At 70.2% G+C, this 25,036-nt stretch carries 6 protein-coding genes and 1 pseudogene; 3 read left to right on the top strand and 4 right to left on the bottom strand.

Annotation, left to right across the window (positions count from 1 at the left end; genetic code table 11):
• The 3 genes and pseudogenes from FXO23_RS43110 to FXO23_RS43100 all read right to left on the bottom strand — a co-directional run.
• Positions 1–177, bottom strand: a pseudogene (locus FXO23_RS43110) (phosphoadenylyl-sulfate reductase); the annotation flags it as partial.
• 356 nt (positions 178–533) lie between these two features.
• Positions 534–884 carry a DoxX family protein gene (locus tag FXO23_RS43105; RefSeq protein ID WP_158893411.1) on the bottom strand — a complete coding sequence of 117 codons (351 nt, stop codon included), beginning with the start codon at positions 882–884 and terminating at the stop codon, positions 534–536.
• Positions 885–911: 27 nt separating this feature from the next.
• On the bottom strand, positions 912–1,439 hold the full coding sequence (locus FXO23_RS43100; protein WP_158893409.1) for an antibiotic biosynthesis monooxygenase: 528 nt from the start codon (positions 1,437–1,439) through the stop codon (positions 912–914).
• A 209-nt stretch (positions 1,440–1,648) separates the two neighbouring features.
• On the opposite strand from FXO23_RS43100, the gene FXO23_RS43095 reads away from it, so the two are divergent.
• Entirely contained in the window at positions 1,649–2,467 is an 819-nt protein-coding gene (locus FXO23_RS43095; RefSeq protein WP_158893407.1) for an SGNH/GDSL hydrolase family protein, read from the top strand.
• Between the two features lie 165 nt (positions 2,468–2,632).
• Entirely contained in the window at positions 2,633–3,538 is a 906-nt protein-coding gene (locus FXO23_RS43090) for a hypothetical protein (protein WP_246258392.1), read from the top strand.
• A 221-nt stretch (positions 3,539–3,759) separates the two neighbouring features.
• Here the strand turns inward: FXO23_RS43090 and FXO23_RS43085 are convergent, their stop codons facing one another.
• Entirely contained in the window at positions 3,760–4,512 is a 753-nt protein-coding gene (locus FXO23_RS43085) for a TylF/MycF family methyltransferase (RefSeq protein WP_158893405.1), read from the bottom strand.
• Positions 4,513–4,947: 435 nt separating this feature from the next.
• On the opposite strand from FXO23_RS43085, the gene FXO23_RS52000 reads away from it, so the two are divergent.
• Positions 4,948–25,014, top strand: coding sequence for a type I polyketide synthase (locus tag FXO23_RS52000; RefSeq protein ID WP_246258391.1), 20,067 nt, complete (start codon positions 4,948–4,950; stop codon positions 25,012–25,014).
• Positions 25,015–25,036: the final 22 nt, after the last annotated feature.

Raw genomic sequence — 25,036 nt, 5'->3', positions numbered from 1 at the left:
ACATCCACATCAGACTTGACCTTCACAGCCAAATCGATCAACACCGCATCCTGCATATTTCGACGCAACAATCAAATCATCACCGAACGTCTCCACCGCCCACGTCAACGCCTCCTCCGCACTCGCCTCGGCGAGGTCGGCAGCGGCCCGTTCAGAAAGCGCACGCAACGCGCGCACCCGTTCGGAATCGGCAGACACGGGTAAACACCTCGATGTCGCATAGCAGGCGAAAGTGGGAGTTCTGGCCTCGATGGGGCGATTAACTACCCACCTGGTACCAAATCGTGCTCGTTCGTTACCTGCAAACGATTGTACTGAGGGGCGGTCTCACCGTCTATACTCCAGCCAGTGCAGGAATGCGGGAGCCACTCGGCTCAGCGATCCCGCCGGACAGCGGCATGTGTCAGATCTAATGAACAGTTTTATACCGGCGGAAGAAAGTGCGGAAATGCGAATTGGCCACGATCGTTCCGCGGATTTCGGCTTGGTTCGGTGCGATACCATCGGGATCGTCTTGGCATCGCGGCAATTCCTCATTTCGAAGCGAGCCGCAGCACCAGTGAACCCACGGCCAGCGCGAGGTACGCGGCCGGGTACGGAACGTTCGCGGACAAGCCGGCGCGCACGACGGTCGCGGTCGCGCCGACGAAATACAGGACCAGCCCGGTGGCGGCAGCGAGTCCCAACAGCGGTACGGCGAATCCCAGGAGCAGGCCGATGGCTCCGGCCGCCTTCAGCAACGCGAGCGGGAACAGCCAGGAGTGCGGCACGCCGCATTTGGTCATGCCGTCCAAGAGCCAGCCGGGCCGGGCGAAATCCCCGATGGCCGCGGCGAGGTTGGCCGCGGCGGTGAGGGCGGTGACGATCAGGTAAGCGGTGAACACGGTCGCTCCTGTTCGGGCCGGGGAGGGTCAACTGGCCCGGTATGGGCGGTAGCGCTGGAAGGTGAAGGAACGCACGCCGGTCACCGCGCGGATGTGGCGGGTGACCGCGCCGTCCGGCCCCAGCGGTCCGCCGCGGCCGAGCGCCGCCTGATGGGCGCTCTCGTCCGACCATTCCCCGTAGGTCAGCCCGCGGCGGCCGTCGGTGCTGATGTGCAGCTGGGCGGCGATCATGCCGGTGATCGGTGCGGCTTCCCGGTTTCCGGCGACGACCGCGTCGAAGAACTCGGATGCCGCACCCGCTCGATCGAAGTCGATCCAGACCAGCACGACGCACCCCGGAGGCCGGAGTGCGTCGTCCGCGAGGTAACCGCGATACCGGCGATAGGCCGGACCGGTGCCACGGTCGCCGGCCGCACCGGCCCACCGCGCGCAGTACAGCACCGAGCCGTCGCGCAGGCTCACCAACGGCGTGATCGCGAGCGGCCCATTCGGATCCGGTTCGGTGGTGTGCGAGGTCATCGTGACGACCTCGGGTGGCTCGGTTCCGGCTTCCACGGCACCTCCTGCGTGACGGCATTCGTGGTCGTCAGCATCACGGGGTGCGGGCCGGTCCGGCGCGGCGATGTCCGCAATTCTGCGAAACCCGTCCCGCGAAACCACTCGTGCGTGAGGTTCTTTCAGGCTTTTGGTCGATGCGTGGTCGCCGGGTCAGCTGCACGGTGGGTTGGTACCCAAGCACGGACTCATGAGGGAGATGGGGCAGAGTGCGTCGCGTCGGCAGGTTCACCAGGACAGCCGCTTTTCGCTCGCGGAACAGGTGGGAGCGCCCCATCCGGTCCCTTTCCGGCCTCGGCGCCGCGGTCGCCGTGGTGCTGGCGCTCACCGGGTTCACCAGCGTGGCCGGTGTCGCGCCGGCGAACTACGTGGCGCTCGGCGACTCGTACGTCGACGGCACCGGGGCCGGTGGCAAGGCGAACGCCTACCCGCGGCTCTGGGCGGACACGCACCCGGTGGCGAGTTTCGAGTTCCCGGCGGTCGGCGGCGCGACCACCGACGACGTGCTGGCCAGCCAGGTCCGCTCACTCAGCGACACGACCACTCTGGTGACCATCTCGATCGGCGGAAACGACGCCGGTTTCAGCGACGTGATGACCACCTGCAAGCTCGGTTCGGACGCCGGCTGCACCGAGCGGGTGGATGAGGCGCGAAAGTACGCCAAGGACGTGCTGCCCGGGAAGCTGGACCGGGTGTACGCGGAGATCAAGACCAGGGCGCCGAACGCCAGAGTGGTCGTGCTCGGCTACCCCCGGCTGTTCGACCCGGACCGGTTCTGCGACATGAGCCGGGCCAAGGTGTCGGTGCTGAATACCGCGGCCGACGAGCTCTCCGACGGGATCGCCGAGCGTGTGCGGGCCGCCGGATTCACCTATGCGGACGTGCGCGACCGGTTCGCCGACCACGGGATCTGCGCGGGCGCACCGTGGCTGAACGGGCTCACCTTCCCGATCGTCAACTCGTACCACCCGAACCGGGCGGGCCACCGGGACGGCTACCTCCCCGCGCTGAACGCGATCACGGGCTAGCGGTATCGCAGGGCGTTATACCGAAGTGGGATTGGGAGCCGGGGAACGGCGGTCAATACGATCCACCGTGACGACGACCAGAGCGGCGTCCGCCCGTTCCCCTGCCCGCCGCACGTCCGCTCGGAAATCGAGGTCCCCGTGCGTCGTACCCGTGCCCTTTCCCTGGTGACCGCGCTCCTCGCGTTGGGGCCGATGGTGGGAACCGCCGCCGCCACGCCCCGCGTCACGAGCGCCGCCGCGCCCTACTGCTATGAGGAACCGTCCCAGCCCACCGCGGACGTGAGCGACCTCAAGGCGAAGTTCAACTCCGCGAACTGGATGCAGACCCTCCAGGCCATGTACCAGCGCCGGTGGCCCAGCGGGCAGGCGCTGGCCATCGCCCAGGCCCGGGACAAGTACTGGGACCAGTTCGTGCGGAAGGACAGCTTCGAGTCGTTCGCCGAGTCGATGATGGTGGCCATCCACGAGGAAACCCACATGTGGGACCTCGACCCGTCGCGGACCAGGTGGAACGTGCACACCGCGGCCTGGATCAACGCCTCCCGGCAGGACACCGCGGTGCCGCTGCACGACGGTTTCCCCCGCAAGGAGATCCTGCCGCTGATCAAGGACCGCTTCAGCGACTCCATGGACGGCATCTACCTGCGCGACCGGACCCAGGGCGAGTACCACTTCCAGGGCGTGACGGCGGAGCTGAACGCCGGGTTGACGGGCCTGCCCGCGGTGACGGTGGTCCAGGAGTACATCAAGGGCGTCGGAGCCAGCAACGCCCGCGACATCGCCGCCACCAACCTGCGCTACCTGCTGCTCTACCTGCGGGTGGCCAAGGACCGGTACCCCGATTACTGGGCGAAGATCAAGAACGAGCCGAAGGTGCGCGAGCTGGTCCTGACCCAGTTCCTGCGCACGGCCTACTGGCTGGAGAAGTCGGCGCCCTACACCGGCAAGCTGGGCAGCCCCAACGCGGACAAGATCACCGCGACCAACTACGCCCCGGAGAACCTCGCCATCCTGGAGGAGTTCACCGGCAGGAAGGTCCGCACCGACGCCCAGAAGCACTGCACAACCTGACCGACGGCCAACTGTGATCGACGTCACAGGCGTCTCCCGCTAGGGATTACGTGTCGCGCCAAGTAGAAAGGGAGTCGAGGACGAGCTTCCCGCGACGAAGTCGGCTGAGGAGACCGGGGTGGCGAACGAACGCGGCGCGGTTGAACGGCCGGTGTGAGCCGAAACCGTTCAACCGCGCAGAATGAGCACTTGCACAGGATGCGGAAGTCTGAAGTAGACGATCAGGCGCCGCGCCGCCAGAAGACGCTGTAGTCGTCGATCGATTCCACCGGGTCGTCGATGCCTTCGGTTTCGCGGAACTCCTCGACCGCCTTGCGGCAGGCGGGGATGACGTAATCGTCGATGATCACGAAGCCGCCGGGGGAGAGCTTGGGGTACAGGCTGGTCAGCGCGTCCATAGTGGACGAGTAGAGGTCGCCGTCGAGGCGCATGACGGCCAGCTTCTCGATGGGTGCGGCCGGAAGCGTGTCTTCGAACCAGCCGGGCAGGAATTGGACCTGATCATCAAGAAGGCCGTATCGCGCGAAGTTCTCCTTGACGGTGTCCACGGAGACGCCGAGTACCTCGTTCGCCTGGTGCAGGGCCATCTCCTTGTCCATGGGATGGCCGTGCTCGCCGGTGTCCGGGATGCCCTGGAAGGAGTCGGCCAGCCAGACCCGCCGATCGGTGATGCCGTTCGCCTTCAGGAATCCGCGCGCGAATATGCAGACCCCGCCGCGCCACACGCCGGTTTCGATGAAGTCGCCCGGCACGCCGTCCGCGACGACCTGCTCCAGGCAGGCGCGAACGTTCCGCACCCGTTTGAGCCCGACCATGGTGTGCGCCGTGCTGGGCCAGTCGAGCCCGTTTTCCCGGTGCTCGCGGGTGAAGGACGTCTCGGGAACCCAGGCGTTCGGGGTCGGCTCGTCGCCGTAGATCATGTTGGTGACCACCTGTTCCAGGAGGTCGAGGTACAGCTGACCGCTCGGTTCCATCTTCGGTCCTTTCTCCTAGCGGTTTGACCGCATGGTGCGCGGCCGGAAGATCCGGAGACTTTGGATTTCACCCGTTGTCGGCGTGTTAACGATCGCGAACAGGGTGGCGTGGCTGCACGATACCGTTTGCACGCCACCTGTGGGAACGCCCAACCTGTCTGCCTTTACGGGCGACATGTTCGCCCGTAAGCTCTGTTCGGGATGGTGAGCCTTGACCTTACCCGCACTGGGGGCGGTGAATTTAATGGCGCAACAGTACAACACTCAGTTTCCTTGATTTGCGGGCTGAACGGAAAGTGTGTCCATCGCACTGTTGCGATCGGGCTCATTGTTGACGAAATTCGGTGAGGGCTGGCGCGCGGGCGCGGAATGGCCTGCTCGTGGCGCTACTGCGATGTGTCAACGAGGCGCGGATTGTAGAGGTTGAGTGCTGCCGTGGCAGATCTGTATCGTGTCGGGAATTTCGCGCAGGACGATGAGGTCGCTGTTGTCGGCATTGCTTGCCGTTTGCCGAAGGCCCCCGGTCCGGCCGCCTTCTGGCGATTGCTCGAAGAGGGTTTGGACGGCATCGTCGAAATTCCGGCCGATCGACGGGACTTGGACGCACGGTATGCCGGAAAGCCGGAATCCGGTTGGGGCGGTTTCCTGGACGAGATAGATCGCTTCGATCCGGGCTTCTTCGGCATATCACCGCGCGAAGCCGTGGCGATGGATCCCCAGCAGCGGCTGATGCTCGAGCTGAGCTGGGAGGCGCTCGAGGACGCCGGCATCGTCGCCGACGCCCTGCGCGGGAGCCAAACCGGCGTCTTCGTGGGGGCAAGTTCCGGGGATTACGAACGACTGCTGTTTCGCAATGGCTTGGCCGGTGTCACCCAGCACACCGCCACCGGAATCAACCGCGGCATCATCTCCAACCGCGTCTCCTACACGCTGGGCCTGCACGGGCCCAGTCTCACGGTGGATTCGGCCCAGTCGTCCTCATTGGTCGCCGTGCACATGGCGTGCGAGAGCTTGCGCCGAGGGGAGGTGACGCTGGCGATCGCGGGCGGGGTGAACCTGACCGTCACTCCGGAAAGCAGCGTCACGCTCGCGAAGCTCGGCGCCCTGTCCCCGGCGGGCCGGTGTTTCGTTTTCGATGCCAGGGCGGACGGCACGGTACTCGGCGAAGGCGGTGGTGCGGTCGTCCTCAAGCCGTTGTCGCACGCGCTCGCGGACGGCGACCCGGTCTATTGCGTGATCCGCGGTAGCGCGGTGAACCACGACGGTGGCGGCAACGGCCTGACGGATCCGAATCCCGTGGCGCAGGAGGAGAACCTGCGGCTGGCGTACCGCAGGGCGGGCGTGGCCCCCGCGGACGTGCAGTACGTGGAGCTGCACGGCACCGGAACCAAGGTCGGCGACCCCATCGAGGCGACCGCGTTGGGCGCGGTTCTCGGCGCGGGGCGAGCGGCCGGACTTCCGCTGCTGGTCGGCTCGGTCAAGACCAACATCGGCCATCTCGCGGCGGCCGCGGGGATCGCGGGTTTGCTCAAAGCCGTTCTGGCCATCAAGCACCGGAAGGTACCGCCGAGCCTCAACTACGAGACCCCGAACCCGAACATCCCCCTGGACGAACTGAACTTGCGGGTCCAGCGGGAACTGGGCGACTGGCCGCGGGCGGACCGGACCCTCATCGCGGGCGTGAGCGCGTTCGGCATGGGCGGCACCAACTGTCACGTCGTGCTCGCCGAACCGCCGCGATCCGAGCCCGCCGAGGTGGAGGAAACCGCGGCCACCCCGGTGCCGTGGGTGGTTTCCGGGCGGTCCGAGGCGGCGTTGCGCGCGCAGGCGGCGGCATTGGCCGAGCACGTTCGAGCGCGCCCGGGACTGGCCCCGGCCGAGGTGGCGTATTCGCTGGCGACGGCGAGGTCGGCGTTCGAGCATCGCGCGGTGGTGGTCGGCGCCGATCGCGCGGAGTTGCTGGCCGGCCTGGGCGCCGTGGCCACGGGTGGGGCGCATCCGGATGTGGTGCGCGGTGCGGCGGAGGCGGGTGGCCGGACCGCGTTGGTGTTCTCGGGCGCCGGTGGGCAGTGGCGGGGGATGGGGGCGGGTTTGTGGGATTCGTCGCCGGTGTTCGCGGAATCGGTGGCGGCGTGCGCGGCGGCGTTCGAGCCGTATCTGGACTGGTCGTTGGTGGATGTGGTGCGGGGCCGCCGGGGCGCGGCGTCGCTGTCGCGGGTGGACGTGGTGCAGCCCGCGCTGTTCTCGGTGATGGTGTCGTTGGCGGCGGTGTGGCGGTCGCTGGGGGTGGTGCCTTCGGCGGTGGTCGGGCATTCCCAGGGCGAGATCGCCGCGGCGCATGTCGCCGGGGCGTTGTCGCTGGCGGATGCGGCGCGGCTGGTGGCGTCGCGCAGCCGGATCATCGCGGCGAAGCTGTCCGGTCACGGCGCGATGCTTTCGGTGTCTTCGCCGGTGGCCGAGGTCGAGGAGTGGCTGGCGGAATCGGACGGACGGTTGGCGGTCGCCGCGGTGAACGGCCCGCGCACGGTTACCGTCGCGGGCGCCCCGGACGCGATCGATCAGTTGGCGGAGCGGCTGGCCGGTGCCGGTGTGCGGGCCGCCCGGATCCAGTCGGATTTCGCGTCGCATTCACCGCAGATCGAGTCGGTTCGCGAGGAACTGCGGGACGCGGTCGCGGGGCTGCGGCCGCGGAGTTCGCCGACGCTGTTCTGCTCGACCGTGACCGGTGAACTCCTGGACACCAGCGAGCTGGACGTCGACTACTGGTACCGGAACCTGCGCCAGACCGTGCGCTTCGACCAGGCCGTGCGCACCCTGCTGGACCAGGGCTTCGACGTGTTCGTCGAACCCGGCCCGCATCCCATGCTGACGGTCCCGGTCGAGGAGATCGCCGACGACCACGGCAAACCGGTCGCGGCGGTGCACACCCTCCGCCTCGGGGAGGGCGATCACCAGCGCCTGCTGTCCTCCGCCGCGGAAGCGCACGTCCGCGGCGTCCGGGTCGACTGGACCGCCGCCCTGCCCGCGGCCCCCCGCGTCGAACTGCCCACCTACGCCTTCCAGCGCGCGCGGTACTGGCCGGAACCGGTGGCACCGGAGGCGGCGCCGAGCCAGCCCCCGCTCGATGCCGAGTTCTGGAACGCGGTGGAGCGCGGCGATCTGTCCTCGGTTCTGGGAGTGGACGGCGGCTTGCCGCTGGACGCCGCGCTACCGGCGTTGTCGTCCTGGCGGCAGCGGAACCAGGAACTGTCCACAGTGGATACCTGGCGGTACCGGGTTGCCTGGCGGCCGGTCACCGCACGTGCCGCCACCGCTCTGGCCGGGCTGTGGCTGGTGCTCGTGCCGCGAGGCCGGACCGGCGACCCCCGGGTGGCCGGATGCGTCGGCGCGCTGACCGAGCGCGGCGCGCGCACCCACGTCATCGAGGTCACCGAGCACGACACCGAGCGCGCGGCGCTGGCCGCACTGCTCGAACAGGCGCCGGAACCGGCCGCCGGGGTGCTGTCCCTGTGGGCGCTGGACGAGCGGGCGCACCACGAGCAGCCGGCGCTCAGCGTGGGCTTGGCCGGCACGATCGCGCTGGTGCAGGCCGCGGCGGCGCTCGACGCCCCGGCGCGGATCTGGGTGGTGACCGGTGGCGCGGTCTCGGTCGCGGAGTCCGATCCGGTGACCAGCCCGGCGCAGGCCATGGTGTGGGGGCTCGGCCGGGTCGCCGCCCTGGAGCACCCCGCTCGCTGGGGCGGGCTGATCGACCTGCCGGAAACGTTCGACGACCGGACCCGCTCCCGGCTGGGCGACGCGCTCGGCGGCATCGAGGGCGAGGACCAGCTCGCGCTGCGCCCGTCCGCGTTGTTCGGCTGCCGTCTCGAACCCGCCCCGCTCGGCGAAGACGGCCACGTGGCGTGGGCTCCGCGGGGCACGGTCCTGGTCACCGGCGCGACCGGTGAGCTCGGGCCGCTGGTGGCCAGGTGGCTGGCCCGGCAAGGGGCGGAGCATCTGGTGCTGATCAGCCGCCGTGGCGCGGCGGCGGACGGTATGGCCGCCCTGCGCGCGGAGCTGAGCGAACTGGGGGCCCGGGTCACGATCGCCGCGTGCGACGTGACCGATCGCGCCGCACTGGAGGCGCTGCTGGCCGGGCTGGCCGCCGACGGAGACACCGTGCGGGCCGTGGTGCACGCCGCGGCGGTGCTCCGCCGGGCCCCGCTGGCCGAACTCGGCCCGGCGGAGTTCGCGGAGGTCGTCGCGGCCAAGGCGCGCGGTGCCGCCAACCTGGATGCCCTGCTGCACGACCACGATCTCGACGCGTTCGTGTTGTTCTCCTCGGTCGCCGGGGTGTGGGGCAGCGCGGACCACGGCGCCTACGCCGCCGCGAACAGCTACCTCGACGCGCTGGCCCGGCAACGCCGCGACCGCGGACGCACCGCGACCTCGGTGGCCTGGGGCCGGTGGGACTCGCCGAGCCTGCGGAGCCGGACGGCGATTGGGGACGCCGCCGATCTGGCGCGCCGCCGCGGGCTGCCGGTCATGGACCCGGACACCGCGTTCGCCGGGCTGGCCCAAGCGATCGGCCGCGGCGAGACCACCATCGCCATCACCGACATCGACTGGGCCCGGTTCATCCCCGCCTTCACGTCGAGCCGTCCCGGCACGCTGTTCAGCCGGATCCCGCACGCCGCGCACACCCTGCGCGAAACCGGTGATACCGGCACGGAACCCGCCCCGAGCGGCACCGAGTTCGTCCAGCGGCTGGCCGCGATGTCCCCGGTTGAACGCGACCACGCGCTGCTGGAACTCGTGCGATCCCGGGCCGCCGCCGTCCTCGGGCACGAGAACACCGAAGCGATCAGGCCGAATCTGACTTTCCGCGAGATCGGTTTCGACTCGCTCACGGCCGTCGAACTGCGCAACCAGTTGGTCACCACCACCGGCCTGCGGCTCCCCACCACACTGCAGTTCGATCACCCGACGCCGGCGGCGGTTACCGCCTTCCTGCGCACCGAGTTGTTCGGCGCCGAAGCCGAGCTGACCAGGCTGCCCACGGCACATGCGGTGCCGGACGAACCGATCGCCATCGTGTCGATGGCCTGCCGCTTCCCGGGCGGGACCGGTTCCCCGGAGGCGTTCTGGGATCTGCTCGACCGGGGCGGCGACGCGGTCTCCGCATTCCCCGCCGACCGGGGCTGGGAGATGCCGGATTCCGCGGACGGCTACGCCCGCGTGGGTGGGTTCTTGTATGACGCGGGGGAGTTCGATCCGGGGTTTTTCGGTATTTCGCCGCGTGAGGCGTTGGCGATGGATCCGCAGCAGCGGTTGTTGCTGGAGACGTCGTGGGAGGTGTTCGGGCGGGCTGGGATTGACCCGGCTTCGTTGCGTGGCAGTGCCACGGGTGTGTTCGCCGGTGTGATGTACCACGATTATGCCGCCCGGTTGAATTCCGTTCCCGATGGTGTCGCGGCTTATCTCGGCAATGGAAGTGCCGGGAGTGTCGCTTCGGGCCGGGTTTCTTATGTGTTCGGTTTTGAGGGTCCGGCGGTGACGGTGGATACGGCGTGTTCGTCGTCGTTGGTGGCGTTGCATTTGGCGGTGCAGTCGTTGCGGTCGGGGGAGTGCTCACTCGCCTTGGCTGGTGGGGTGACCGTGTTGTCGAATCCCGGGGTTTATGCGGACTTCGCCCGGCAGCGCGGGTTGGCGGCGGATGGGCGGTGCAAGTCGTTTTCGGCCGCGGCGGATGGTGCCGGGTTTTCCGAGGGTGTTGGGCTCCTCTTGGTGGAGCGGTTGTCGGATGCTCGGCGTAATGGGCATCGGGTTCTTGGTGTGGTTCGTGGTTCTGCGGTGAATCAGGATGGTGCGTCGAATGGGTTGACGGCGCCGAATGGTCCGTCGCAGCAGCGGGTGATTCGTCAGGCGTTGGCGAACGCCGGGGTGTCGGCCGATCAGGTGGACGCCGTCGAGGCGCACGGCACCGGCACGAAGCTGGGTGACCCGATCGAGGCGCAGGCATTGCTGGCGACTTACGGTCAGGATCGGGAGCGTCCGTTGTGGTTGGGTTCGGTGAAGTCGAATATCGGTCATACGCAGGCTGCTGCTGGTGTGGCTGGTGTGATGAAGATGGTGTTGGCGATGCGGCACGGGGTGCTGCCGCGGAGTTTGCACATCGATGAGCCCTCGTCGCATGTGGACTGGTCGGCCGGTGCTGTCGAGTTGTTGACGGAGTCGAAGCCGTGGCCGGAGGTGGAGTGGCCGCGTCGGGCTGGGGTGTCGTCGTTCGGGATCAGTGGGACCAATGCGCATGTGATTCTGGAGCAGGCGCCGGAGGAGTCTTCGGTCCAGGAGGTGCCGAGTCGCGAGTTGGACGTGGTGCCGTGGGTGCTCTCGGCCAAGACCCCGGAGGCGTTGCGGGCGCAGGCCGAACGCCTCGCGTCCGCCGCGGCTGGGCTTTCGCCGGTGGATGTGGCGTTTTCGCTGGCCACCGGCCGTGCCGCGCTGGAGCACCGCGCCGTTGTGGTGGGCGAGAACACGGCGGAATTGCTGGCCGGTTTGGGCACGGTGGTGGACGGTGGCCTCGGCGCGGGAATGCCGGTCGAGGGGAAGACGGCGTTCGTGTTCGCCGGTCAGGGTTCGCAGCGTCCGGGGATGGGCCGGGAGCTGTACGACCGGTTCCCGGTGTTCGCCGAGGCGTTCGACGCGGTGTGCGAGCGATTGGAGCCATCTTCGGATCGTTCGCTGCGGGACGTGGTGTTCGCCGCCGAGGGCTCGGCGGACGCGGAACTGGTGCACCAGACGGAGTGGACCCAGGTCGGGTTGTTCGCGGTGGAGGTGGCGCTGGCCCGGCTGCTGGAGTCGTGGGGCGTCGTGCCGGACTTCGTGGGCGGTCATTCGGTCGGCGAACTCGCGGCGGCGCATGTCGCCGGTGTCCTCAGTTTGGCGGACGCGACGGCGCTGGTCGCGGCGCGGGGCCGGTTGATGCAGGCGTTGCCGCCGGGCGGGGCCATGATGGCGATCCAGGCCAGTGCGGCGGAAGTGGCTCCGGTGCTGTCCGGGGAATCGCGGGTGAGCATCGCGGCGGTCAACGCGCCCGACTCGGTGGTGGTTTCCGGTGACGAAGACCGGGTGCTGGAGGTCGCGGGGTACTGGGAATCCCGAGGTCGGCGGGTCAAGCGCCTGCGGGTGAGCCATGCGTTCCATTCGCATCGGATGGACGGGATGCTGGCCGAATTCCGGCGTGTCGCGGAAAGAATCGAGTACGGCGAACCGCGCATCCCGGTCGTGTCCAATGTGTCCGGTGAGCTGATCGCGGAGTTCTCGGGCGAGTACTGGGTGCGGCATGTGCGCGAGGCGGTCCAGTTCTGCGCCGGTATCCGCGCGCTGGAGGCGCAGGGTGTGGCGCGGTACGTCGAGATCGGGCCCGGCAGCGTGCTGACCGCGATGATCGGCGAATCGCTCACCGCGGACGCGGCGCTGGTCCCCGTGCTGCGCAAGGACCGCGGTGAGGCGCGCGCGTTGGTCGACGCCGTCGGTCAGCTGTTCGTCCACGGAGCCGCGGTGGACTGGACCGGCTTCTTCGCCGGGGCAGGCGCTCGCCGGGTGGAGCTGCCGACGTATGCGTTCCAGCGGCAGCGGTACTGGCTCATGCCGGGCGCGGCGGGAGATGCCCGCGGTGTGGGGCTGGTACCTGCCGAGCACCCGTTGCTCGGGGCGGCCCTGCCGTCGCCGGATTCGGATGGCGTGGTGCTCACCGGCAGGCTGTCCGTGGAGACCCAGCCGTGGCTGGCCGATCACGTGGTGCTGGGATCGGTGTTGTTCCCGGGCACCGGCCTGGTGGAGCTGGCCGGGCGTGCCGGCGCCGAGGTCGGCTGCGACGTGCTGGACGAGCTGACCCTGCAGGTGCCGCTGGTGCTACCCGAGCGGGGTGGGGTCCAGGTCCAGGTCAAGGTCGGCGAGCCCGATGCGACCGGTACCCGGCCGCTGGACATCTATGCCCGCCCGGACGACCCGGCGGGCATGGACGCCGGGGGACGGCCGTGGACCCGGCACGCCACCGGTTTCGTCTCGCCCACCGGGCAGGCTATGGGGTTCGAACTGGCCGAGTGGCCGCCGCGAGGCGCGTCGGTCCTGCCGGTGGAGGACCTCTACGACCGGCTGGCGGCCGGGGGATTGGCCTACGGCCCGGCCTTCCGGGGGTTGACCGCGGCCTGGAAACAGGGCGACACGGTGTTCGCCGAGGTCGCCCTGCCCGACGCGGCGGAAGCCGCGGCCTTCGCAATGCATCCGGCGCTGCTGGACGCCGCGCTGCACGCGGTCGGCTTCACCACGACCGAGACGGACCCGACGCGCCTGCCGTTCACCTGGTCCGGCGTCACCGTGTTCGCCACGGGCGCGTCGGCGCTGCGGGTGCGGTTCTCGCCCGCCGGCTCGGACGAGGTGTCCCTCCAGCTCGCCGACGACACCGGCGCCCCGGTCGCCGCGGTGAAGTCGCTGGTGTTGCGGCCGGTCTCGGCGGACCAGTTGGACCGCACGGCCCGAGTCGGCGGTTCCTTGTTCGGGGTGGAATGGGCCGAGGCGGAGGTGGCGTCGGCGGGTGAGCTGTCCGGCTGCGCGGTGCTGGGCGAGTCGCGGCTCGGCATCGAGGCGGACCGGTACCCGGATCTGGCGGCCCTGGTGGACAGCGGCGCCACGCCGGAGACGGTGTTCGTCGAATGCGGTTCGCCGGAGGATCTCGCGACGGCCGCGCACGCGGTGGCGGGTGCGGCCCTTGCCGTGGTGCGGGCCTGGCTGGCGGAGGACCGGTTCGCGCGTTCGCGGTTGGTGGTGGTGACGCGAGGAGCGGTTGCCGTCGAGCCCGGCGAGGGGGTTCGGGATGTGGCGGCCGGTGCGGTGTGGGGTTTGGTGCGGTCGGCGCAGGCGGAACATCCGGGCCGGTTCGTGCTGCTGGACCTCGACCGCGGCGATGCCTCGTACCGGGCGTTGCCGGGGGCGTTGCGCCTGGACGAGCCGCAGCTGGCGTTGCGCGACGGCACGGTGCGCGTGCCGCGGCTGGAACGGGCGCAGGCGGTGGCGGGCCTGGTGCCTCCCGCCGCGGACGCGTGGCGGCTGGCGGTGTCGGCCGAGCGCACGCTGGAGACCTTGCGGTTGGTGGAGTTCCCGGAGGCGTCGGCCCCACTGGCGGCGGGCCAGGTGCGGATCGCGGTGCGGGCGGCCGGGGTGAACTTCCGGGACGCGCTCAACGCGTTGGGCATGTACCCGGGCGACGCCGGTCTGCCGGGTCTCGAGGGCGCGGGCGTGGTGCTCGAGACGGGGCCCGGAGTGACCGCGGTTTCCGCGGGCGACCGGGTGATGGGCCTGCTTTCCGGTGCGTTCGGGCCGCTGGCCGTGGCCGATGAACGGCTGGTGGTGCCGGTGCCGCCGGGCTGGTCGTTCGCGGAGGCGGCCGGGGTGCCGTTGGTGTTCTTGACGGCGTTCTACGCCTTGCGCGATCTGGCGAGCCTGCGATCCGGGGAGTCGGTGCTGGTGCAGGCCGCCGCCGGTGGGGTGGGTATGGCCGCCGTGCAGCTGGCGCGGCACTGGGGCGCCGAGGTCTTCGGCACCGCCAGCCCCGGTAAATGGGATGCGCTGCGGGAGTGCGGTTTCGACGACGCGCACCTCGCGTCGTCGCGGACGGTCGGGTTCGAGGCGAAGTTCCGGTCGGTCACCGGGGGCCGGGGCGTGGACGTCGTCCTGGATTCCCTCGCCGGTGAGTTCGTCGACGCGGGCCTGCGGTTGCTGCCTCGAGGCGGCCGGTTCGTCGAGATGGGCAAGACCGATGTCCGGGTGCCGGACGAAGTCGCGGACCAGTACGCGGGTGTGGTGTACCGGGCGTTCGATCTGCTGGAGGCGGGTCCGGAGCGGATCGCGGAGATGCTGGCCGAGCTGGTCGGGTTGTTCGAGGCCGGGGCCCTGCGGCCGTTGCCGGTGACGACCTGGGACGTGCGGCGCGCGGGCGACGCCTTCCGGTTCGTGAGCCGGGCGCGGCAGGTGGGCAAGGTGGTGCTCACCCTGCCGAGGCGGCTCGACCCGCGGGGCACGGTGTTGATCACCGGTGGCACCGGCGCCCTGGGTGGCCTGGTGGCCCGGCAGATGGTGACCGAACACGGGGTGCGGCACCTGGTGCTGACCAGTCGCCGCGGCCCGGAAGCCCCGGGCGCGGCGGAGTTGAAGGCCGAGCTGACCGCGCTCGGCGCCGAGGTGACCGTCGCTGCCTGCGACGCGGCCGATCGTGCCGCGTTGGCGAGCCTGCTGGAGAGGATTCCGGCCGAGCACTCGCTGACCGGTGTCGTGCACGCGGCGGGTGTGCTGGACGACGGTGTCCTCGAGTCGTTGACCCCGGAGCGGGTGGACGCGGTGTTGCGTCCGAAGGCGGACGCGGCGGCGAACCTGCACCAGCTCACCCGCGACCAAGACCTGGCCGCCTTCGTGCTGTTCTCCTCGATCTCCGGTGTGCTGGGCGCCGCCGGGCAGGCCAACTACGCCGCCGCGAACACCTTCCTGGACGCGCTCGCGCAGCACCGGCAACACCGCGGCCTCCCCGCGGTGTCCCTGGCCTGGGGCGCGTGGGCGCGTTCGGGTGGTATGGCCGACGAGTTGGGCGAGGCCGACCGGGCCCGGCTGGCGCGGGGCGGAATCCTGCCACTGTCCGATGAGGACGGTCTGGCGCTGTTCGACGCCGTGCTCGGCAGCGATCGCGGGTTGATCGCGCCGATGGCCGTCGACTTGGCCGCGGTCGGCAGTCAGGGGACGGTTGCCCCGATGTTCCGCGGCCTGGTGCGGCCATCTCCCCGGCGGGCCGCCGCGACCGGTCGCTCCGTCACGAGCGCGTCCTCGCTTCAGCAGCGGCTGACCGGGCAGGCGCGGGACGAGCAGATCCGTCTGCTGCTCGGTCTCGTGCGCGAGGAGACGGCGAGGGTGCTCGGGCACGCCTCGGCCGAGGCGGTCGAGGTGACCAAGACGTTCCGGGAGCTGGGTTCCGATTCGCTGACCGCGGTGGAACTGCGCAACCGGTTGAACACCGTGACCGGGATCCGGCTGTCCACCACCGTGGTTTTCGACCATCCCACACCGCAGGTTCTCGCCGAGCACCTGCGCGCCGAACTGGTCGGGGCCGAGTCCGAAGCCGCGGTCACCACGTCGGTGGGTACGGCTTCGGATGAACCGATCGCGATCGTCGCCATGGGCTGCCGGTTCCCCGGCGGGGTGAGTTCGCCGGAACAGTTGTGGGAACTGGTTTCCACCGGGATGAACGTGATCTCCGGGTTCCCGGAGGGCCGCGGCTGGGACCTCGCGCGGTTGTACCACCCGGATCCGGAACACCGGGGCACCAGCTACACCCGCCAGGGTGGATTCCTCTACGACGCGGCCGAGTTCGACGCGCAGTTCTTCGGGATCTCGCCGCGCGAGGCGTTGGCGATGGATCCGCAGCAGCGGTTGTTGCTGGAGACTTCGTGGGAGGTCTTCGAGCGCGCGGGCATCGACCCGGAATCGTTGCGGAGCAGCGCGACGGGTGTGTTCGTCGGCTCCGCCTCCTCGTCATACGGCCATCACGACCAGGCCGCGGATGAGGTCGAGGGTTTTCTGCTGACCGGCAACACGTCCAGCGTGCTGTCCGGCCGATTGTCCTACGTGTACGGATTCGAAGGTCCAGCGGTCACGGTGGACACCGCCTGTTCCTCTTCGCTGGTGGCGCTCCACCTGGCGGTGCAATCCCTCCGGCAGGGCGAGTCCTCGCTCGCGCTGGCCGGTGGGGTCACCGTGATGTCGACGCCCGAGATCTTCACCGAGTTCTCCCGGCAGCGCGGCTTGTCGTCGGATGGCCGCTGCAAGCCGTTCGCGGCGGCAGCGGACGGAACCGGTTGGGGTGAAGGCTTGGGGCTCCTTTTGCTGGAGCGATTGTCGGATGCTCGGCGTAATGGGCATCGGGTTCTTGGTGTGGTTCGTGGTTCTGCGGTGAATCAGGATGGTGCGTCGAATGGGTTGACGGCGCCGAATGGTCCGTCGCAGCAGCGGGTGATTCGGCAGGCGTTGGCGAATGCGCGGGTTTCGGCTGATCAGGTGGATGTGGTTGAGGCGCACGGGACCGGAACGACTCTCGGTGATCCGATCGAGGCGCAGGCATTGTTGGCTACCTATGGCCAGGGGCGTCCTGCGGAGCGGCCGTTGTGGCTGGGGTCGATCAAGTCGAACCTCGGTCATACGCAGGCTGCTGCTGGTGTGGCTGGTGTGATGAAGATGGTGTTGGCGATGCGGCACGGGGTGCTGCCGCCGACCCTGCACATCGATGAGCCCTCGTCGCATGTGGATTGGTCCGCTGGCGCCGTGGAGTTGCTGACCGAGGCCACTCCGTGGCCGGAGGTGGAGTGGCCGCGCCGAGCCGGGGTGTCGTCGTTCGGGATCAGCGGGACTAATGCGCACGTGATTCTGGAGCAGGCGCTGGAGGAGGCTTCGGTCCAGGAGGTGCCGAGTCGCGAGTTGGCTGTGGCGCCGTGGATCCTGTCGGCCAGGAGTGCCGAGGCGGTGCGGGAACAAGCCCGGCGGCTTGCGGCTCACGTTCGCGCCGACGCGGAGGTGAGCACGACCGATGTGGCCTACTCGCTTGCGGTGACCCGGGCCGCGTTGGGTTGTCGTGCGGCGGTGGTGGCTGGTGATCGGGATGGTTTCCTGCGTGGTTTGGATGCGGTTGCGGCGGGTGAGTCGCCGGTGGCGACTGCCGAGGGTTCTGGTGACGTGGTGTTCGTGTTCCCGGGTCAAGGGTCGCAGTGGGTCGGGATGGCGTTGGGGTTGTTGGATGCTTCGCCGGTGTTCGCGGAGCGGTTGGGTGAGTGCGCCGCGGCGTTGGAGTCTTTTGTGGACTGGTCGCTGCTGGATGTGTTGCGTGGTGTCCCCGGTGCGCCGTCGCTAGCGCGGGTGGATGTTGTTCAGCCTGCGTTGTGGGCGGTGATGGTGTCCCTGGCTGAGGTGTGGCGTGCCCACGGTGTTCAGCCCGCCGCGGTGGTGGGGCATTCGCAGGGGGAGATCGCTGCCGCGGTGGTGGCGGGTGGGTTGTCGTTGCAGGACGGGGCTCGGGTGGTGGCGTTGCGCAGCCAGGCCCTGATCGCCCTGTCTGGTGAGGGCGGCATGGTCTCGGTCGCTGAGCCGGTCGAGATGGTGCGGGAACGGCTGTCCGTGTGGGGTGAGCGGCTGTCGGTGGCCGCGGTCAACGGCCCGAACTCGGTCGTCGTGTCCGGTGCCCCCGATGCCCTGGACGAGCTGATCGCCGCTTGTGCGGCCGACAACGTTCGGGCTCGGAAGATTCCGGTGGACTACGCCTCGCACTCGGCCCAGGTCGAGCAGATCCACGATGAACTCCAGCAGGCGTTGGCGCCGATCTCTCCGGTGTCGGCGGAGGTTCCGTTCTATTCGACCCTGACCGGTGAGCCGATCGATACCGTGACGCTGGATGCGGATTACTGGTATCGGAACTTGCGGCAGACGGTGGAGTTCGAGCAGGCGACTCGCAAACTGTTGGCCGATGGGTATCGGGTGTTCGTGGAGGTCAGTTCGCATCCGGTGGTGACGGTCGGGTTGCAGGAAACAATCGACGACACCGGCACCACGGCCGCGGCCGTCGGTACCCTGCGCCGGGATGAGGGCGGGCTGGACCGGTTCATGACTTCCCTGGCCGAGGCCCACACCCACGGCGCGGCCATCGACTGGGACACCTTCTTCGCCGGGACCGGGGCGCGCAAGGTGGACCTGCCGACCTATGCCTTCCAACGGCAGCGGTATTGGCTGGATCCGGTGCGGCCGACCGAGGCGGTCGAGCCGGTGGAGGCGGAGTTCTGGCAGGCGGTGGAACGCGAGGATCTGGATGCGGTGGCGGCGACGTTGGCGGTCGAGGGTGAGCGGGTGCAGTCCTCGCTGGGCGCGGTGCTTCCGGTGTTGTCGTCCTGGCGGCAGCGGCGGAAGCAGGAGTCCGTTCTGGATGGTTGGCGCTACCGGGTGACCTGGAAACCTCTGACCGAGGTGTCGCCCGCGACACCGCAGGGGACGTGGTTGGTCGTCGTCCCGGACAGCCACGCCGAAGACGAGTGGCCCGGTGGCCTGGTGGATGGCATGGCGGGCCGCCGGGTGGTGGCGGGCGCCGAGGATCCGGAGACGCTCGCCGGGCGGTTGCGGGAAGCGCTGGCCGAAGGCCCGGTGGCCGGTGTGCTTTCCTTGCTGGCGCTGGACGAGCGGCCGCTGGCGGAGTTCGGGGCGGTGCCGCGCGGGCTGGCCGCGACCGTGAGCTTGTTCCGGGCCTGGACCGCGGTCGACGGGGACGCACCGGTGTGGGCGGTGACCCGGGGCGCGATGTCCGTGGAACACGCGGAAAGCGTGACCGGACCGGTGCAGGCCCTGGTGTGGGGGTTGGGCCGGGTCGCGGCGCTGGAGCACCCCGACCGCTGGGGCGGTTTGGTCGATCTGCCCGAGACCTTGGACGAGCGCGCGCTCACCCGGCTGGCCGCGGTGCTGGCCGGTGCCGAGGATCAGGTGGCGGTGCGCGCGTCCGGGGTGTTCGGGCGTCGCTTGGTGCGCGCCGAAACCACCCGGAACGACGGTTGGTCGGCGCCGTCCACCGTGCTGGTCACCGGCGGCACGGGTGCGCTGGGCTCCAGGGTCGCCCGCTGGCTGGCCGACAACGGCGCCGAGCATCTGGTGCTGACCAGCCGCCGGGGCAGGGCGGCACCGGGAGCGGCGGACCTCGAGGCGGAGCTGACCGCGCTCGGCACCCGGGTCACCATCGCGACCTGCGACGTCGCGGACCGGGACGCGGTGGCCGATCTGCTCGCCCAGTTCCCGGTCGGCGGGATCGTGCACGCCGCGGGTGTGCTGGACGACGGCGTGGTGGAATCGCTGACGCCGGACCGGATGAACGCGGTGCTGCGGGCGAAGGTGGCCGCGGCGGTGCATCTCCACGAACTCACCCGCGACCGCGACCTGGACATGTTCGTCCTGTTCTCCTCGACCTCGGCGGTCATCGGCACGCCGGGGCTCGGCAACTACGCGCCGGGCAACGCGTTCCTGGACGCACTGGCGGAGTACCGGCGGGCGAACGGTCTGGTCGCGACCTCGATCGCCTGGGGCCCGTGGGCGGACGGTGGCATGGCCGCCGGTTCGGTCGGCGAGGTGTTCCGCAGGCACGGCGTTCCGGAGATGGCCCCGGACCTCGCCCTCGCCGCACTCCGGCAGGCCCTGAACGACGACGAAACCACCCTCGTCGTCGCGGACATCGAATGGGAACGGTTCTTCGTCGCGTTCACCGCGACCCGCCCGAGCCCGCTGCTGGCCGACCTGCCCGACACCCGGCAGTTGACCCGATCCGGTGCGGGGACGGCGGAGGCCGTAGTGGACGAGGCGTCCTTCGCGCATCGCCTCACCGGGCTGGCGGAAGCCGAGCAGAGCCGCGTCCTGCTCGATGTGGTTCGCGCCCAGGCGGCGGTCGTGCTCGGCCACTCCGGGCCGGACGAGGTCGATCCCCGCCGATCCCTCAAGGACCTCGGCTTCGACTCGGTGACCGCCGTCGAATTCCGCAACCGGCTGAGCACGGTCACCGGACTGCGGTTGCCGGTGACGCTGGTGTTCGACTACCCGACGCCGGTGGCGGTGGTGGGGCACCTGCGCACCGAACTGCTCGGCGCGGAATCCCCGGTCGCCGCCCCGGCGGCGGGAACGGCGTCCGAAGAACCGCTGGCGATCGTCGGCATGGCGTGCCGGTTTCCCGGCGGCGTGCGTTCGCCGGAGGACCTCTGGACGGTCCTCACCGACGAGGTCGACACCATTTCCGCGTTCCCCGCCGACCGCGGCTGGGATCTCGAAGCGCTCTACGACCCGGGCTCGGACCGGGACGGCACCAGCCACACCCGGGAAGGTGGTTTCCTCTTCGACGCGGCGGAGTTCGACGCGGCCTTCTTCGGCATCTCGCCGCGCGAGGCGCTGGCGATGGACCCGCAGCAGCGGTTGCTGCTGGAGACCTCGTGGGAGGTGTTCGAACGGGCGGGGATCGTGCCCGAAGCACTGCGCGACATCGGAGTCTTCGCGGGGACCAGCGGTCAGGACTACCTCAACCTGCTGGCTACCGGCGCGGGGGAATCCGCGGGGCACGTGGGCATCGGCAACGCCTCGAGCGTGCTGTCCGGCCGGGTGTCCTACGTGTTCGGCTTCGAAGGCCCCGCCGTCAGCGTGGACACTGCCTGCTCGTCCTCGCTGGTCGCGCTGCACCTCGCCGCCCAGTCGCTGCGGTCCGGCGAGTGCTCGCTGGCACTGGTCGGCGGGGTCATGGTGATGTCCACCCCGAGCATCTTCACCGAGTTCTCCCGCCAGCGGGGCGTGGCCCCGGACGGCCGGTCCAAGCCGTTCGCCGCGGCCGCCGACGGCGCCGGGTTCGCCGAGGGCGTCGGTGTGCTGCTGGTGGAGCGGTTGTCCGACGCGCAGCGCAACGGTCACCAGATCCTCGCGGTGGTTCGTGGCAGTGCGGTGAACCAGGACGGCGCTTCGAACGGGCTGACCGCGCCGAACGGTCCGTCGCAGCAGCGGGTGATCCGGCAGGCGCTGGCCAATGCCGGGTTGACACCGTCCGATGTGGACGCTGTAGAAGCGCACGGCACCGGCACGAAGCTGGGTGACCCGATCGAGGCGCAGGCACTTTTGGCTACCTATGGCCAGGATCGGGAGCGGCCGTTGTGGCTGGGTTCGATCAAATCGAACATCGGTCACACGCAAGCGGCGGCCGGTGTGGCCGGGGTGATGAAGATGGTACTGGCGATGCGGCACGGGGTGCTGCCGCGGAGCCTGCACATCGACGAACCGTCGCCGCATGTGGACTGGTCCGCGGGTGCGGTGGAGTTGCTCGCCGAATCGAAGCCGTGGCCGGAAACGGGCAGGCCACGCCGGGCCGGAGTGTCCTCGTTCGGCGTCAGCGGCACGAACGCCCACGTGATCCTCGAACAGGCCCCGGCACAGCCGGCGGACACCGGCACACCGGCTGGGTCACCGGTGTTCGACACCGCCGCGCCGCCCTGGGTGCTGTCCGCGAAGAGCGAAGCGGCACTTCGCGCGCAGGCACGGGCACTACGCTCGCATGTGGACGGTCAACCGGACCTCGACCTGATCGGTTCGGCGACGACCTTGGCCACCTCCCGGACGAGGTTCGCCGAGCGGGCGGTGGTCCTCGCCACCGACCGCGACGAACTCACCAGGGGACTGGCCGCGCTGGCCGACGGCGACAGCGGGGCGGGACTGATTCGCGGCCGGGAACTCGATCCGGGCAAGATCGCGTTCGTGTTCCCCGGCCAGGGGACGCAGTGGGCCGGGATGGCGCTCGACCTGATGGACGCGTCGCCGGTGTTCGCCGAGCGGATCGCCGAATGCGCCGCGGCGTTGTCCGAGCACGTCGACTGGTCGTTGCCGGATGTGCTGCGGGGCGCGCCGGACGCACCCGCGCTGGACCGAGTTGACGTCGTCCAGCCCGCGTTGTTCGCGGTGATGGTGTCCCTGGCCGGACTGTGGCGCTCCTGCGGAGTCGAACCGGATGCGGTCATCGGGCACAGCCAGGGCGAGATCGCGGCCGCCTGCGTGGCCGGTGCGCTGTCCCTGGCGGACGCGGCCAAGGTCGTGGCGCTGCGCAGCAAGGCGTTGCGCGAGCTGAGCGGCCGCGGCGCCATGATGTCGGTGGCGCTGCCGCTGGACGAGCTGGCGCCGAGGCTGGCGAAGTGGGGAGAACGGCTGTCCGTCGCGGCGATCAACGGGCCGGGGTCGCTGGTGGTGTCCGGCGAGCCGCGGGCCGTGGACGAACTGCTCGCGGAACTGTCCGAAGCGGACATCCGGGCGCGGAAGATCCCGGTGGACTACGCCTCGCACTCCGCGCACGTCGACGGGATCCGCGCGGAACTGGCCGAGCTGCTCGGTTCGATCACGCCGCTTCCGGCGGCGGTGCCCTTCATGTCCACGGTGACCGGGGACTGGCTGGACACCACCGCACTCGACGGGGACTACTGGTTCCGCAACCTGCGGCAGACCGTCGAACTGGAAAAGGCGACCCGTGCGCTGGCGGACGGCGGTTTCCGGATCTTCGTCGAAACCAGCTCGCATCCGGTGCTCACCGTCGGCATCCAGGAAACCCTGGACGCGCGGGGAGCGGAGGCCACCGTCGTGGGATCCCTGCGCCGGGACGAAGGCGACGCGCGGCGGTTCTTCGCCTCGCTCGCCGAGGCGCACGTGCGCGGCGTTCCGGTCGACTGGGCCGCGGTGTTCGCGGGCACGGCCCGCCGGGCGGAACTGCCCACCTACGCGTTCCAGCGGGAGCGCTACTGGCCGGAAATCGAGCGTGCCACCGGACCTGCCGCGCCTTCCTTCGCGGACACCCGGTTCTGGCAGTCCGTGGAGCGGCAGGACCACGAATCGCTCGGGGCGATACTGGACGTCGACGACGACTCGCTGAAGGCGGTACTGCCCGCGCTGCGGTCCTGGCGCGAACGAAGCCTGGAACTGTCCACTGTGGACAGCTGGCGGTACCGGGTGGAGTGGCATCCGGCCGCCGAGGCCACCGCGGAGGTGCTCTCCGGGGTGTGGCCGGTGCTGGTGCCCGCGGGCCACGAGGACAGCGAGCCGGTGACGGCGGCGCTCGCCGCGTTGTCCGGACACGGCGCCGAGACCGTGCCGGTGGTCGTCGGCGCGGCCGATCTCGACCGTGCGGTGCTCGCCGAGCGCCTCGGCGGTGTGCTCGAAGCCGAACCGGCCGCGGGTGTGCTGTCCCTGCTGGCACTTGCCGAGGGGCGCCATCCGCTGCACCGGGTGGAACTCGGCCTCGCGGCGACGGTGATCGCGGTGCAGGCGCTCGCCGACGCCGGGGTCAAGGCGCGGCTGTGGTGCGTTACGCGTGGCGCGGTGTCCACCGGTGCCGCGGACCCGCTGCCCAATCCGGCGCAGGCGCAGGTCTGGGGCCTGGGCCGGGTGGTCGCGCTGGAGCATCCGGACAGCTGGGGCGGGCTGATCGACCTGCCTGCCGTGCTCGACGAGCGCGCACGGGACCGGTTCGCCGGGATCCTCGCCGGGGACTCGGCCGAGGACGAGGTCGCGGTGCGTGCTTTGGCCGCGTTTGCCCGCAGGCTGGTGCGCGCACCCTACCGGGACGCCGATACGACCGCGCGGTGGCAGCCGCGGGGAACCGTGCTGATCACCGGTGGCACCGGAGCGCTGGGCTCGCACGTGGCCCGGTGGCTGGCCCGCGATGGCGCGGAACACCTGGTGCTGACCAGCCGAAGCGGCCGGAACGCGCACGGCGCGGACGAGTTGCGTGCCGAACTGGAAGCGCTGGGCAGCCGGGTGACCGTCGCCGCGTGCGACGTGGCCGATCGTGCGGCGCTCGCGGCACTGCTGGACGACCACCCGGATGTTCGTGCCGTCGTGCACACGGCCGGTGTCGTGGACGTGGCTCCGCTGGCCGAAACCGGTCTCGCCGATTTCGCCGAGATCATGGCCGCCAAGGTGGGCGGTGCGATCAACCTCGACGATCTCCTCGGCGAACGGGAACTGGACGCGTTCGTGCTGTTCTCCTCCAACGCCGGCGTGTGGGGCAGCGGCGGGCAGAGCGCCTACGCGGCGGCCAACGCGTTTCTGGACGCGCTCGCGCGGCGGCGGCGCGACCGCGGCCAGGTCGCGACCTCGGTCGCGTGGGGCGCGTGGGGCGAAACCGGGATGGCGGCGGAGAGTTCGGCCGAAGAGCACCTGCGCAGGCGCGGTGTCCTGCCGATGCGGCCGGAACTGGCGATCGGCGCACTGCGGCAGGCCGTGGCGCGGGACGAGACCTTCCTGGCGGTCGCCGATGTGGACTGGGCACGCTTCGTGCCGAGGTACACCGCGGCACGGCAGCGGCCGCTGCTCAAGGAACTGCCGGAAGTGCGCCAGATCCTCGCGGCCGCCGAGGACACCGCCGATGCGGCGTCCGGGGACGGCGCCGTCGCCTTGGCGCAGCGGCTGGCCGCGCTGTCCCCCGGGGAGCAGGAAGAGCTGTTGCTCGACCTGGTGCGCTCGAACGTGGCGACCGTCCTCGGCCATCGCGGCCGGGATTCGGTCGAGGCCGAGCTGGCGTTCAAGGACCAGGGTTTCGATTCGCTGACCGCGGTCGATCTGCGCAACCGGCTGAACGCGGCGACCGGCCTCGCGCTTCCGGTGACCGTCGTTTTCGACCAACCGACCCCGATCGCGCTCATGCGGCACCTGCGCGCCGAGCTGGTCGGCGATCCGGAGTCGGCGGCCGAATCGGAGCTGGACCGGCTGGAGAACGCGATCACCGCGATGGCTCGGCACCCCGACCGGCGCGGTATCGCCAAGGCGCGCCTGGAGGCGTTGCTGCGCACGCTGGACGACGACGAGACGGGCGAGGTTTCCGCGTCCGCACTGCTGGAATCCGCCTCGGACGAGGAGGTGTTCGACTTCATCGACAACGAACTCGGTTGAGCCCGTAGTCCCAGCTGATCCC

This window comes from Amycolatopsis anabasis (assembly GCF_009765355.1).
In the GTDB taxonomy this organism is placed as follows: Bacteria; Actinomycetota; Actinomycetes; order Mycobacteriales; family Pseudonocardiaceae; genus Amycolatopsis; species Amycolatopsis anabasis.
The sequence above is the reverse complement of the archived record's forward strand: the minus strand, read 5'-3'. Positions and strand labels throughout refer to the sequence as shown.